13 protein-coding genes are annotated in these 13,967 nt (G+C 49.7%); 2 read left to right on the forward strand and 11 right to left on the reverse strand.

Annotated elements, in window-relative coordinates; all coding sequences use genetic code 11:
* Positions 1-13: 13 nt before the first annotated feature.
* Both OXG87_06410 and OXG87_06415 read left to right on the forward strand, forming a co-directional pair.
* Positions 14-1,441, forward strand: a complete 1,428-nt coding sequence (locus tag OXG87_06410; protein ID MCY3869172.1) for a sulfatase-like hydrolase/transferase — start codon at positions 14-16, stop codon at positions 1,439-1,441.
* Positions 1,442-1,529: 88 nt separating this feature from the next.
* Complete coding sequence (locus OXG87_06415) at positions 1,530-2,357, forward strand: SH3 domain-containing protein (GenBank protein ID MCY3869173.1); 828 nt, start codon at positions 1,530-1,532, stop codon at positions 2,355-2,357.
* Positions 2,358-2,428: 71 nt separating this feature from the next.
* Here the strand turns inward: OXG87_06415 and dnaK are convergent, their stop codons facing one another.
* The 11 genes from dnaK to OXG87_06470 form a co-directional block, all read right to left on the reverse strand.
* Entirely contained in the window at positions 2,429-4,351 is a 1,923-nt protein-coding gene (gene dnaK / locus OXG87_06420) for a molecular chaperone DnaK (GenBank protein MCY3869174.1), read from the reverse strand.
* Positions 4,352-4,417: 66 nt separating this feature from the next.
* Entirely contained in the window at positions 4,418-4,723 is a 306-nt protein-coding gene (locus OXG87_06425; protein MCY3869175.1) for a zinc ribbon domain-containing protein, read from the reverse strand.
* Between the two features lie 243 nt (positions 4,724-4,966).
* Positions 4,967-6,133: an ADP-forming succinate--CoA ligase subunit beta gene (gene sucC, locus OXG87_06430; protein MCY3869176.1), complete on the reverse strand. Its 1,167-nt coding sequence runs from the start codon at positions 6,131-6,133 to the stop codon at positions 4,967-4,969.
* Between the two features lie 36 nt (positions 6,134-6,169).
* A complete protein-coding gene (locus OXG87_06435; GenBank protein MCY3869177.1) occupies positions 6,170-7,261 on the reverse strand; it encodes a mandelate racemase/muconate lactonizing enzyme family protein in 1,092 nt (363 codons plus the stop codon).
* 16 nt (positions 7,262-7,277) lie between these two features.
* Positions 7,278-10,175 carry an insulinase family protein gene (locus OXG87_06440; GenBank protein MCY3869178.1) on the reverse strand — a complete coding sequence of 966 codons (2,898 nt, stop codon included), beginning with the start codon at positions 10,173-10,175 and terminating at the stop codon, positions 7,278-7,280.
* Positions 10,176-10,277: 102 nt separating this feature from the next.
* Positions 10,278-11,510 carry a DUF790 family protein gene (locus OXG87_06445; protein MCY3869179.1) on the reverse strand — a complete coding sequence of 411 codons (1,233 nt, stop codon included), beginning with the start codon at positions 11,508-11,510 and terminating at the stop codon, positions 10,278-10,280.
* A gap of 29 nt (positions 11,511-11,539) precedes the next feature.
* The gene (locus OXG87_06450) at positions 11,540-12,304 is read right to left on the reverse strand and encodes a Sir2 family NAD-dependent protein deacetylase (GenBank protein ID MCY3869180.1); all 765 of its coding nucleotides are present in this window, start codon (positions 12,302-12,304) and stop codon (positions 11,540-11,542) included.
* Positions 12,301-12,573: a Smr/MutS family protein gene (locus OXG87_06455; GenBank protein ID MCY3869181.1), complete on the reverse strand. Its 273-nt coding sequence runs from the start codon at positions 12,571-12,573 to the stop codon at positions 12,301-12,303. Before OXG87_06455 ends, OXG87_06450 begins: the two co-directional genes overlap by 4 nt.
* A 2-nt stretch (positions 12,574-12,575) precedes the next feature.
* Entirely contained in the window at positions 12,576-13,427 is an 852-nt protein-coding gene (locus OXG87_06460; protein MCY3869182.1) for a DUF5069 domain-containing protein, read from the reverse strand.
* An 82-nt stretch (positions 13,428-13,509) separates the two neighbouring features.
* Positions 13,510-13,797, reverse strand: a complete 288-nt coding sequence (locus OXG87_06465) for a nucleotidyltransferase family protein (GenBank protein ID MCY3869183.1) — start codon at positions 13,795-13,797, stop codon at positions 13,510-13,512.
* Positions 13,798-13,810: 13 nt separating this feature from the next.
* The coding region (locus OXG87_06470) for a DUF4926 domain-containing protein (GenBank protein MCY3869184.1) at positions 13,811-13,967 on the reverse strand (157 nt) is incomplete at its 5' end.

The raw sequence follows: 13,967 nt of genomic DNA on the forward strand, positions 1-13,967 counted from the left end.
AAAGGACTCAAACATGACCCGACCAAACTTGCTCTACATCCACTCAGACCAGCACAGCCCAAAAGTGCTCGGCTGTTATGGCGATTCCCTCGTTCAAACACCCCATCTGGATGCACTCGCTGCACAGGGTGTGAGATTTAACAATGCCTATTGTCCATCGCCTGTATGCACGCCATCGCGGATGTCGATGTTAACGGGAAGGTATCCTTATGAGAATGAAGTATGGACAAACCATCACATCCTGGATTCGGGACGACCAACCCTCGCGCATGCAATGGGCGCGGCGGGCTACCACCCCGTGCTCATAGGCCGCATGCACGCCCTGGGCACAGATCAACTGCACGGGTATGTGGATCGTCCCGTTGGAGATCATTCTTCGAATTACCCGGGCACAGGCGATGCCCCCAGCAACTTAATCCAATCGGTTCAAAAATCAGGTGCGGGCCAGAGCAGTTACGAAGTACACGATGAAGATGTGACAGCGTCAGCAGTTGATTTTATCAATCGAGAAGGCATAAGAAAACGCAGCGGACAAACGGATACCCCCTTTTGTATGCATGTGGGATATATGTTACCACACTCGCCTTATATTGCGCGAAAAGCGGATTACGACCAGTACATCGACGTGATTACACCACCAAAACATCCAAAACCCACAGGCGATGAGTCGCATCCCTTTTTTGAATGGTGGCGAAACCGGAACCGTTTCTTAGAAATTGACGATGCCGACACCACGCGCGCTCGCGCAGCTTACTGGGCACTGGTCACGGCGATGGATCGCATGATCGGACAACTTTTGGAGGCATTAGAAAAGAATGGATTTACACAGAACACAATGATCGTATATTCATCAGACCACGGCGAACATGTGGGTGAAAAAGCATTGTGGATGAAGCGAACATTTTACGAAGAATCCGTTCGAGTACCGGCAATTATTTCCTGGCCCGATGCACTGCCCAAGGGACAGGTCAATAACCGCGTCGTCAGCGCATTGGACTTAAATGCGACCATGCTCGACGCATTGGGCGCACCCGAATTGCCCCATTCGCGCGGGCGCAGCCTGTTGTCATTGCTGCGCGGTGAAGTGGATACATGGGAAGACATTGCCTTTTCGGAATACTGTATCTACGAAGGCCATTACCAGCGCATGATTCGACAGGGCGATTGGAAACTGATTTACTATCACGGCTATGATCCGCAATTATTCAATCTATCCGAAGATCCAGAGGAATTGTACAATCGGGCGGACGACAGCGAATGTCAGGCGATTCGGCAAGAACTGACAGCAAAAGTACTGGATGGCTGGGATCCTGAGTGGGTTGCGAAAAAAATGCAGGAAAAAAGAAGGGATCTGGAAGTCATTCGGGAATGGGCAAGCGCGACAAATGCCCCCGAACAATGCAAGTGGCCTCAAACCTCACAAATGACGTATTTGGATTAAAGTAGAATTTAATCCTTGACCATAATCGCATTTCCGATATTTTCAATCCAGAAAAAATATCTACAAGGGTTTTGAGGAGGGATGATTGATGGTGAGGTCTAAGTTTTTGGCCGACCGATTTTTTGTCGGCCTTTTTTGTGTACTCATGGCGAGTTTAAGCGGTTGTGATTATCTATTACCGAAAGAAACAGTCTATGTCACCGTCGCAATTCTGAATCTGCGCGAAAAGCCAACGACAAAATCGCAGGTCGTTGAGCGCTTGCAGCGCGGTCGCGAACTGGAGATTTTTGAAAGAGCCAATCCCTGGTTACGTGTACGCACAGATGGAAAAACTGAGGGATGGGTACATGGCAATTATGTCGGAGACGCCGCAGCCGTGCGTGCAGCTTTGCAAAAAGACCTCGCGCGTCGTTCCGGTACGCGAAAAAAGCGGCCTATAGCACGCCCAACTCAGCCTGCAACTGAACCGCAAGCGACACAAGAAACACAAGCAACGCAACCGTCTCCCGGCGCCCTATCCATTGATGGCATGATCGAGGGAATGCCCGGTGATCTGATACTGGAAGAAGTAGATCCCCTCGAAGGTCAGCCACGCCACTTTGGTGCAACGGGCAGCGGACAAGTCGTCCTGGAATTCTGGGGTCCAGAAGCCGATTTGTTGCGATCCGAAATTATGGTAACCGTACTCGATATATCAGATGCCGACTTGAACCGCAATGCAGACCTCGTGCGCTTGTTTATCCGAAATGCCGTACCGCAATGGCAACGCGACACAGTCTGGGTCGCAAATTTCTTGCGGGAATTGTCGAGCCAGGATGTTGGCACAGGTGGGTTTGACACACGCAGCAAAACCGTCAGATTCCGATTTATCAAACCTCTGAGTGCGATTCGCGTGACAATTGAAAAAGCATCGTGAATAGCACTCCCCTGCTCAAACAAAAACGCCGAGGACTTTTGCCCTCGGCGTTTTATTGTGATATCCAACCTTTACTTCTTTTTATCATCCACAACTTCATATTCAGCATCAACAGTCCCATCGTCGCTCTGTTTGGGACCTTCTGCGCCACCTGGTGGCGGTTCTCCTGGCGCCCCCTGAGGTCCCTCTTCCGCTGCAGCTTGTTGATAGAGTTCACTCGCAACCTGATGCCAGACCTGGGTGAGATTCTCATTCGCCGATTTAATCGCATCGACATTGTCCCCTTTGAGAGCATCTTTGACCTTGTCAACAGCCTCTGTCACTTTGGCCTTCGTCTCAGCGCTGACCTTGTCACCCATCTCTTCAATCTGTTTTTCGGTCTGATGCACCTGCTGCTCAGCTGCATTTTTGATTTCCACAGCCTCGCGTTTCTGCTTATCTTCGGCGGCATTCGCCTGTGCGTCATTGACCATTTTATCAATCTCCGCATCTGATAATCCCGACGAGGCCTCGATGCGAATATTTTGCTCTTTGCCCGTACCCTTGTCTTTAGCCGAAACATTGAGAATGCCATTTGCATCGATGTCAAATGTAACCTCAATTTGCGGCACACCGCGCGGCGCAGGTGGAATACCATCGAGATGGAACCGACCAATGGTGCGATTATCTACTGACATATCGCGCTCGCCCTGCAAGACGTGAATTTCCACTGAGGGCTGACTGTCGGCAGCAGTTGAAAACACTTCGGCCTTTTTCGATGGAATTGTGGTGTTGCGATCAATAAGGCGCGTCATCACGCCGCCGAGCGTTTCAATACCCAGCGAGAGCGGCGTCACATCGAGCAACAGCACATCGGTCACATCCCCAGAGAGCACACCCGCTTGAATAGCCGCACCAATGGCGACAACTTCATCGGGATTTACCCCCCTGTTAGGCTCTTTGCCAAAAACTTCCTGCACAATTTCCTGTACTTTGGGGATGCGCGTTGAACCGCCCACCAGAATCACCTCATCAATATCAGAAGCCGAAAGACCGGCATCCCGAATAGCCTGTTCACAAGGCCCTTTTGTGCGATGGACGAGATCATCGACAAGTTGCTCAAATCGCGCGCGTGACAGGTTGACATTGAGATGCTTGGGTCCAGATGCATCGGCCGTGATAAACGGCAGATTGATATCGGTAGATGCGGAAGTCGATAGTTCGCACTTGGCTTTTTCTGCCGCTTCTTTCAAGCGTTGCAAAGCCATGGGATCCTGGCGCAAATCCACGCTATTTTCTTTTAAAAATTCCTCAGCCAGAAAATCAATAACGCGCTGATCAAAGTCATCGCCACCCAAATGGGTATCGCCATTGGTGGATTTGACTTCAAAAACGCCATCGCCCAGTTCGAGAATGGAAATGTCAAATGTGCCGCCACCGAGATCGAAAACCGCGATTTTTTCATCGCTCTTTTTGTCCAGCCCATAAGCCAGTGATGCAGCCGTGGGTTCATTGACAATGCGCAACACATCGAGGCCAGCAATTTTGCCGGCATCTTTGGTAGCCTGTCGCTGTGCATCGTTAAAATATGCGGGAACCGTGACGACAGCCTGCGTGATGGTTTCACCGAGATAATCCTCAGCGGTTTGCTTCATCTTTTGAAGCACCATCGCCGAAATCTCGGGCGGGGTATATGTCTTGTCGTCGAGCTGTACAGACGCCAGCCCATTGGCGTCACTCGTAACCGTGTAGGGCACTTCGGAAATTTCAGTGCTCACCTCTTCGCGGCGGCGACCCATAAACCGCTTGATAGAATAAATAGTCTTGGCCGGATTGGTCACAGCCTGCCGTTTGGCAACCTCACCAATGAGGCGCTCCCCATCTTGTGCGAATGCAACGACAGAGGGCGTCGTGCGCCCCCCTTCTGAATTTGGAACAACAACCGGGTCGCCGCCTTCCATCACAGCGACACAAGAATTGGTCGTTCCCAGATCAATGCCTATTACTGTGCTCATTGCAAAATTCTCCTTATTTGGCTCCCATGTCAGAGCACGGGATATGATAGAATATAATTTCTGTTTTTACGCTGCTTTAGAGTCTGAATTCTTTGACTCAGAAGTCTTTTTGGTCTCTGATTTTTTCTTATCAGATTTCTTTTCTTTAGATGCTTCTTTATCTTTTTTAGCTGCTTCCTTGTATCCATCACTTCGATAATCTGTGATATAAAAGCCCGATCCCTTAAAGATCAGACCTGCACCGCCGCTGATGAGACGCTCAACTTTTTGCTCGCCGCATTCGGGACACAGGCGAATGGGATCGGCGGTGATGGAGTGAAAAGCTTCAAATTCGTGCTCGCATGCAGTACACGCATATTCATAAGTCGGCATAAGAGATCCTCTGATTTGGATTGGTGGAATGTACAGCCGTTTTATAAAGCAATAAATATACCAGAAAGGCTGAAAATTTGTAATTTAATATAAAATAACTGTTTATTTTTATTTCGAGATTTATACAATTTTGAAAAATTTGCCATATTGTCTGAATTATTGCCATATTGTCAACATAAGTCACAACGAAAAGGAGCGCCCTGTCATCATGCGCTCCTTTTCATTTTACGCCCTGCCCCGGGTCTATGCGGCATTTTGAACCGCCGCAACAACAGCCTCGGCGGCTTCCTTGAGCTTTCGGGCAACGGTAAATTCAAGACCTGAATTTTCGAGAATTTGCGCACCTTCCTCGGCATTCGTCCCCTGCAATCGCACCACCAGCGGTACATTGATCTCGATATCTTCAAGCGCGGCAACAACGCCTTCTGCCACGCGGTCACAGCGCACAATGCCGCCAAAAATATTGATCAGCACAGCTTTGACAGCTTCGTCGGACGTGAGAATACGCATCGCATTCTTGACGCGCTCGACATTGGTACCCCCACCAACATCGAGAAAATTTGCCGGTGACGACCCCGCGTATTTGACAATATCCATCGTAGCCATCGCCAGACCTGCGCCATTGACCATACAGCCGACTTCACCGTCGAGTTTGATATAATTGAGATCGTATTTTGAAGCCTCGACCTCAAGCGGGTCTTCCTCGTCAACATCGCGCAATTCATAGATATCCGAATGGCGATACATCGCACTATCATCAAAGTTCATCTTGGCATCCAGAGCCAGAACCTCACCACTTTTGGACACAACGAGAGGATTGATTTCTGCGAGTGAACAATCGGTCTCTATATATGCTTTGTAAAGAGCAGTTATAAAAACGACCCCCTGTTTGAGTTGATCGCCTTCAAGCCCCAGACCGAGTGCGAGATGCCGCGCCTGAAAAGGCTGGAGACCAACGCCGGGATGAACGACCTCTTTGAGAATTTTTTCTGGCGTCGTCGCAGCCACCTCTTCAATATCCATCCCACCCTCACTGGAAGCCATAACGACCAGACGCGACTGCGCGCGGTCCAGCACAATGCCCAGGTACAATTCGCGGTCAATATCCGTCGCATTTTCCACCCAAACGGATTTGACCTTTTGCCCCTCAGAACCCGTTTGCGGAGTAACGAGTTGCATGCCAATAATTTCGGATGCCACTTCTCTGGCTTCGGCAGGATCGGCTGCGAGTTTAATACCGCCCCCTTTGCCGCGACCACCCGCGTGGATCTGCGCCTTGACGACCACTGCCCCACCGAGGTCTTTGGCAATAGCTTCGGCCTCTTCGGGCGTGCGAGCAACCGCACCATTTGGCACAGGCACACCAAAGGCCCTGAGAACTTCTTTAGCCTGATATTCGTGAATTTTCATCTCTGTTCCTTGTGTTTATTGTTACCGAACGCCTACTCAAACAGCGTATTTTTCCAGCACATCTCGATCAATCTCAATACCCAATCCCGGCGCATCGGGCACGGGCACTTCCCCATCCACGGCCTGGATCGGATTTACAGCCAACTCCGTCCGCAACTCATTTTCTGTCATATCGTATTCAAACAGAGACGGAATGGGGTTCAACGCATCCGGCGCATCTGGAATAGTAGCCTGCCAGTGGACAGTCGCCGCCAGCCGAATATGACTGCCCCACATATGCGGCAAAACCCGCACATAATTTGCACTCGCCATCGCCGCAATACTGCGACATTCGCTAAACCCACCTGCAATGCTGATATCGGGCTGCACAATATCCAGCGCCCGCTGCTGAATCAACTCGCGGAACGCCCAACGTCCGGCCAGCCCCTCAGCGCCCGCAATGCGTATAGGCAACGCGTCCTTCACCTGTAAATACCCGCGCACATCATCCGTTGGTATCGGCTCTTCATACCAGAACAAATCATTGTGTGCGATCTTGAGCCCCACATCAATAGCCGTACCCACATCATACCCGCAGTTGGCATCCACAGCAAACAACACATCGGGACCTATTGCCTGCCGAATTGCCGTTACATTTTTTACATCGTAAGCCGCGCCAAATCCGATCTTCATTTTCATCGCCGAAAAACCCATATCGACATACCCTTTTGCCTCATCGACGAGTGCCTGTGTCACATCGGGGCGGTCTATGCGAAATAACCCGGTGGCATACGCGGGAATCTTGTCTCTCACCTTCCCGCCCAACAATTGATACACAGGCATCTCGAGCGCCTTGCCCATCAAATCCCACAGCGCAATATCTATCCCACTGATCGCCTGCGGACTTACCCCATCATCGGACAACGCCTGATAGATCGCACCACAATCAAACGGACTGCGCCCTATAATATGCGCGTCAATCGCAGATCGATGGACTTCGCCTGTCCCCTCACCCCACCCAACCAGGCCATTATCTGTAGCAATCTCCACAACTTGCGCCTGACGGCTCGTGGACCATCCCCTCGAAATCGCGATCTTCTCTCGCAAGGGATATCGCAAATGATATGTTTTTACCCTGGTGATCTTCATCTATAAATCCTTTGGGCTAATCCTCAAACAAATCATCCAGCGTCACAGGCGTAATCGTGCCGAGATTACTCAGACTATTGAGATCAAATTTGGTCGTGTCGCCCATAATAGAAATGAGCTTGGGGCGTTTGGCAATATGTTGCTTGTGGAAATCGAGCACACTCGGCATCTCGGCCTGGAGAATGTGACCGAACCGCTCTTTTCTCGGATCGGGCGTCTGGTTGCGGCGTTCCCAAATACGCAACACGCCGGGCAACTCGCGGTATTTGATCTTGGCGACGCGATAGCGATTGACCACAGAATTTTTGGCTTCTGAAAAACGCTCGGGAGATTCGGGCAAATCATCAATCAACTCGACCAGCGCTGCAACAGCCTCCGAGGTTTTGTCCACCTGGCAGCCAATATATCCCCACATGACATTCTGATCATTGCTGCGATCGCCGAGGTCATACCGCGCAAATGTAGAATACGCCAGTGCGCGGGCTTCGCGCAATTCCTGAAAAACAATACCCGACATACCCCCGGCAAAATAATCATTGTAGAGATCAATAGCCGGACGGAGTGCAGCATCGAACACTACGCCTCCAGACTCGACAAAGACCTGAGACTGCGCTGTTTCTTTGTGAAAGAATCGGATTTCGGTTTTGTCTGGCGCGTGAACTACGAGACGTTCATAAGCAGGGGGTGTTTTTAAGTCACCACTGTTGGGAAAATGCTTTTTGATCGTCGCAAGAACCTCATTCAGCGGCCTGGAACCTCCGTAAATCAGGACATGTTCATAGGTCGGCAGGCTGGATATCAAACCGTGTAATTCTGCAACCGTGAGCTTTTGCAATGCCTCAGAAGAAATGCGGCGTTTGTACGACGAATTGTCGCCATAACGACTGTAGAAACGCAGGGCATTGCGCAGAGATCGAGGGTCTTTCTTTTGATCTTCGCGTTGCGCGAAGATGAGATTGACGAGTTCATCGAGCGTGGCCTGATCAGCAGTCGGGTTCTGGATATACTTCATCATCAACGAAAGAGATGCCGCAAAATTTTCATCTATGCCGGAAATACTGATATTGGTCTCATTATCTGACACGCCAATATTGAAATCCGTACCCAGTTTGTACCATTCTTTCTTCAGCGCATCGGGAGACAGATCGCCAGCACCAGATTTGTCCAGGAGTGATCTGGCCGTGCTGAGTCGATTATCCTGATACGTCCCCATATCCACGCTGAGCGTGAACGTGAAGAGATCGTTAACCGGATTTTTCACATAGTAGAGTTTTACACCATCCCGCACCTGTGCAATGGTATAGTCTTTATCGGTGACAAAAACGGGAGAAAGCTCATCGGCAGACATAGCCAGCACATCTTTTGCAAATTCGGATTGACGGGTCGGATCGATATCAATCTTGTCGATTTTGGGCTTCTCGATCTTGGGCAATTCGTGTTGTTCGTCAATGCGATACCCCGCAACATAGTCTTCGCCAAAATAATGATTGGCTATGCGAATAACATCTTCTCGCGTGATTTTTTCCATACGGGCAATTTCAGCAACCTCTTGATCCCATTCAGCAAATCCCAGAAATGCACTGGTCATTTGTCTGACCCGGCTGCGATTGGATTCCAAACCCCGCTTTTGATTCTTTTTAAAATCCGTGACAATCGCAGACAACAGGCTTTCGTCAAATTCTCCGCGTTTGATCATGGCAATTTGATCCAGCAGCAGTTGCTCAACTTCGGCGAGTGTTTGATCTCTTTTTGGAATACCCCAAAGATATTGCGTGCCGTAGTCATTGTGTAAATAGGGATAACTTCCCGCGCGTCGTACTTTCTGCTGCTGCACGAGATTGAGATTGACAAGCCCCGCAGTGCGATTGTCCAGAATCATATCAATCAGCTTCAGTGCCTCGGCATCTTTGTGATTGCGATGATTCGTGCGAAACGCCAGAAGTACGTATTCTTCGCCCTGAAATTTGACTGTGACGCGCTCGGCGCCTTTAAGGGGTGGTTCTTCCCATGTCGGGAGCGCGGGAATATCTTTGGCTTTCCATGCTGAGAAATGTTCGTCAATCAGTTTAATCGTCGCGTCGATGTCAATATCGCCCGAAATACAAATCGCCATATTGTTGGGCACGTAATAAGTGTCGTAAAATTGGTACATATTTTTGAGCGAGGGATTTTTGAGATGCTCCACCTCGCCAATCGTGGTTTGCTGGCCGTAGGGATGATTTTTGTACAGATGTTTGTTCACAGCCTCGCTGATGAGCCAGCCTTTGTTGTCCAAAGTGCGATTCTTTTCCTCATATACCACTTCGAGTTCGGGTTGAAACAGGCGAAACACGGGATTTTGAAACCGTTCAGACTCAATTTTTGCCCAGTGTTTGAGATAATTGCTGGGCAACCCCACTTTGTACACGGTTTCTTCGTGCCAGGTGTGTGCATTCAAACCACTCTCGCCCATAGCTTTGTAAAGTTTGTCCAGCTCGTTGGGTATAGCGTATTGTGCGGCCTGTTGAGATGCTTTGTTGATCTCTGCGTAAATGGCCTTGCGTTTTTCGGGATCGGTTTCACTGAAATGATCTTCGTAGAGCGCAATAATGCGGTCAATGTGCATTTTTTCTTTTTTATAATCCAATGTCCCGATATGTTGCGTGCCCTTAAAAAGCATATGTTCCAAATAATGTGCCAGACCCGTAGATTCGGCGGGATCTTGTTTGCTTCCCGCACGTACGGGGATTTCGGCATAAAAACGCGGTTCCTCGTGGTTTTCAGTGAGATAAACGGTGAGGCCATTGTCGAGTTTATAAATGTGTACATTCATCGGATCGTCGGGATTGGGCGCATTAACGCGCGTAAACCCGGCGAAGACAGGCGAAGCTATCAGTGTAAGAGCAAAAAGTGTAAGGGCGAATAATCTACGCATAATGCACTCCTTTGAAAGTGAACCGTGTCGTGAATTTTGCAGATTGGATAATTTATCTATTTTTTGATGCTGTGAAAAGCATAAAGGTTTCATTATCAATATTCAATCATTTACGCAGTCTTCCATGCGAATTTGATCGAGGCGTCGGGCGACATCCTGGGGTTGGATTCGGGTTTTAAAAAAGAAAACATGCCCGGGCACATCCTCGAAATCTTCTTCCTCGACATTGAGATCGCGGGAAACAGCGACGACGAGGTCTTTGCGATTAGCGCGGCGGAGTTTGTCGAGTTTGCGCCTCAGATAATCGGGATGCCAGAAACCGACGATCTCGAGCAGTGCCGTACGACCATCGGGATGGCGGAATGCAAAATCGGGAATGAAGACCGTATTCTTGAGATTCACAATTTCTGTTTCGCGTTCGAGTTCCCAGTCGGTCCTGGCTTTTTCAAAGCGCGTAGCAAAGGTCTCTTCGAGAAGAGAATCATACATGGTCTGGTCTTTGTAATGCGAAATCAAATTGTGGTTGTCATCCAGAACAAAATCGCCTTCGCGGCCATCTTTGAGTTTGACCGTCGCTTCCATTTTCCAGCGGGTACACAAGAGCAACGCAGGCAGAAAAACAGCCATCTGAATACCGTATTTTTGCGAGAGGCGAAACAGGCTTACGGGACCGTCGAGGACAATTTCGTATCCCGCATCCCGGTCGCCGCGGATATCGTGAATCAAGCGATAAAATTTGATAAACTTAAAGAGTTGTTTGTAGCGCACGGGCAAGTTGCGATGCACCGAGAGTCGCATGCGCGTGCAGCGATAGAACATAGCCTGCGCGAGTGCGACATTGTAGCGGTTGAGCAACCACGCGGGATCGGGCGCGTCAAAGCGATCGAGATAGTGATTGACGGGAAGGTCTGCGTAGAGGCTATGCGCGATATTTTCCGCCGAGGTCTGATATTTGAGCGCGACCTGGTCGAGAATGTGTTCGCGCGTGACGGGATAGAGAAGATCGGGTTCGCGGACAATGGGGTGATTCTCTCGGCCGAGGCCAAAAACCTGTGTGCGAACTTCTTCGGGTTCGACAATACTGTCAATGCGAAACTCACAGCGATCGTCTTCGAGCAATTTCGTCAGACCGCGTTGAACGCGATAATCCGTTGCTTCGGCCGCACGCATGTCCAGAGCACTGTGTAATTCACCGCGCGACTTGCCCTGGTGATCGGTGAAAATATCGATAATATCCTCTGCCAGCCCGATAATATTGGGCGCTGCAGTATCCACATAGCGAGGCTCGATATAAGGCCCGCGACGGCGCACGAGTAAAAGGTCGGAAGTGAGCATAAATCGGTAAGACTTGAAACGCCTGCCCTTTACAGGACAGGCTTAAGTGCCTCTACTACAGCCAATGGAAAAATTTCTGTTACATCGCCTTCCAGGCGCAATGCGAGATCTGCATAACTGTCGTGATCCGTTTTGCCCTTATTGATAATAACATAGGGCGCACCGCGTTCTGCTGCCATCAATGGAAAGCTCGCGGCGGGATAGACGGATAGAGTAGAACCCAGAGATATCGCCAGGTCGGCATTGGCTGCTGCTTTTGCTGCTTGGTGCAAGTCCGCTTCAATGAGCAGTTGACCAAAGCTGATGGTGGCGGATTTGAGATAACCCCCGCATTCGCACATGGGAGGTTTTTTTGTGCGACGAAAGGCCGCGTAGTGGCGTTCGGGATCGCTGCGTTTGCCGCAGGTCTGGCATTCGGCTTCCGCATTCGTCCCGTGCAATTCGATCAAGCGTTCAGGAGAAGTACCAGCCCGGGTATGCAGGCCATCGATATTTTGCGTGATAACGCATTCTATTTTGTCCGAGCGCTCGAGCTTCACAACAGCCTCGTGAACGGTATTGGGACGGGCATTTTCAAAGGCTGCCCAACCCTCGAGTTTTTGATCCCACGCTTCAATACGCGCCTCTTCAGAAGTCATAAAATCCCGATAATAAACCGGCCGTCGGGTTTTCCACACGCCATCGGGACCGCGAAAGTCGGGTATGCCACTGGCGGTGGAAACACCTGCGCCAGTGAAGATAAGAATGCGCTCGGCATTTTGGATATATTCGACGAGTTCTAAATTGGGCGTCACGATTGCGTCTTCAGGTTGAGAACAACAGAGGTCGAACCCCAGTTGTGATCGGTGAGATGATATGCGATGACATCGGGCCGGCGTTTTAAAATGGTGTGGACGATTTCGCGGAGAACACCCGTGCCCTTGCCATGAATAATACGCACATCGGAAATACCGTGCAATTTGCATTCATCGAGATAATCGGGCACAAGTGTTTTGACATCATCCGGATGAAAGTGGTGCAGATCGAGTTCGCCATCAATCGGAAGTTCAACGGGTTCGGGCATTATTATAGGTCGTAGGCGTGTGCATCGTCGAGGTCAAGCAGGTCAAACCATGTGGTGACATCGGTGCGACCGGGTGCCACGCGCTCGAGCGTTATGTTGAAAATCGCCACTTGCTCGTCATTCTCGGGCCCCTTCTGAGAGAGAGCCTCGTTCAGGCGCGAGATTTCATCCTGAGTGCGATCCGTGTGTTCGAGCACCCAATCCCCGAGTTCGATATCGTTGACATTGTGATAGGCCGCATCCTGAAAATCTTCGGCGGATATATTGAGAAACTCGAGAATGGCTTGATCAATGGGACAATCGTAGATATAATCGTTGAGCTTGCCCGCCTTTGCCGCGCGTGCTTTATCGCCCATACGCGATCCGCCGTAAATGCCAGCGACATCGCTGTTATACGGCGAGCGCGGTGGATGTTGGGTCAAATCGGTATCCCGAAAACACCCCCAGTCGTCGAGTTCCATCGATTGGAGCATCGTTTTCACCTTATCGGGATCGGCATTGAATTTTTCAAGGCGATCTTTTAAGCGCTGGCGACTCGCATCATCAAAGGGTTCCCAGGTGAGAAGCTCGTTGTTGTACGCCTGAACCTCGTCTTCAGTTTTAGGGTAATTCTCGCGCAACCAATCGCATAATTCATCGTCGTTCATGCGCTGGGCTGCATCGGCAAAATCATCGTGCGAGACGCCGAGAAAATCGAGTACTATCTTGTCCAACCCCGAGTTCTCGCCATAGAGATGATCGCCAATCGTATTTGCCCGGTGCGCCCGCGCTTTGTCGGTCAAACGCGCAAGTGAGACAATACCGAGCATCGAAGTATTGGTCGGCCGGCGAGGCGGTTGTGTCGTCAGATCCATAGTTTGCCTTTCTATTGCAATTTGTTTTGGGTTATATCATCTAAAAGTTGCTGAAGATGTGGTTTGGGCGTTGGGAATGTCTTCACAACACAATCATTTCTTTCAGAACCGCGTCTCGAATTTCCTCTCGAAGTGACTCCTTGGGGACAACATCTACCTTGCGATGAAGCTTTGTCTCCAAAAAATCTCCGACTCTGATCAGATCAAATAAGCTGGCATCATCGTCAAAATCTATCAAGACATCTATATCACTGGTATTTTGCTGTTCATCTCTCGCAAAAGATCCAAATAAACCAATTTCTCGCACTTTGTGTTGGAGAAGATCGGGTTTCAATGCCTTTAGTGTGTTCACTATTTCGGTTTTGTTCATTGTCAGATCCATTTTAGGATGTTGCCATATCGCGAACATGCAAAATTTCACTGTCACCCATCAGGCGAATATCTCTCTGATTTAGTGTAAGAAGTGCAACTGTTTTACCCTGGGGAGTTACAAATTCAACCTCATAAGCGTTGCCTGCTTCGTAACAATGTACTACGGCC

Source organism: Gemmatimonadota bacterium (genome assembly GCA_026706845.1).
In the GTDB taxonomy this organism is placed as follows: Bacteria; Latescibacterota; UBA2968; order UBA2968; family UBA2968; genus VXRD01.